Genomic DNA, 592 nt, shown 5'->3' on the forward strand with positions numbered 1-592 from the left:
GTGCGCCACGAGGCGCTGTTGAACCGAGTGGAGGTGAGAGACCACCACCGCCTGGCTGTCGCAGCAGCCAGGTGAAGTTGAGGGCAGCCTGAACTCCGGGACGGGAGCGAGGGCGGGAAGCAGCCCTGACAACGCCGAGACGATTCCAGTACTGCCAGATGGGTCGGGCTCGGCTAACACGACGGAGAGGTACACGCATAGGAACCAGTGTCCGAACGCTCCTCAAGTCAGACCACCGACTCGAAATCTGGTGGATCGGGGTCGGGTTGCATCGCAGACCGAGGCTGGTGTGCCAGTCGAGGGAACTTCCGGATCGGAGAATGTCGCCGGTCCGGGAGGCCATAGTGAAAGCCTGCGGCGTAGCTATGGCGAGGATGCAGGAGTAAAGCTGGGTACCGATCCCGTCAATCGGTTGAATAGTGAACGTGGGAACCCCGCCGCTGGTCCCTGCTGACCACGGATTCCATGCGTGGTCGGCAGGGAAGGTCCGTCGCCGACTGATACCAGTGGTGTGGGGGCGGAGAGTCCGTAGTAGTCCGAGGTCGGGAAAGCCGACCACATGGCGAAGGGACTCAGTGCCGATTCCGCAATG

Annotated in this window: 1 protein-coding gene; it reads right to left on the bottom strand. The window is 62.5% G+C overall.

Annotation, left to right across the window (positions count from 1 at the left end):
• Positions 1-363: 363 nt before the first annotated feature.
• The coding region (locus INT40_RS20875) for a hypothetical protein (RefSeq protein ID WP_226831736.1) at positions 364-592 on the bottom strand (229 nt) is incomplete at its 5' end.

Source organism: Brevibacterium sp. FME17, from assembly GCF_014897515.1.
Taxonomy (GTDB): domain Bacteria; phylum Actinomycetota; class Actinomycetes; order Actinomycetales; family Brevibacteriaceae; genus Brevibacterium.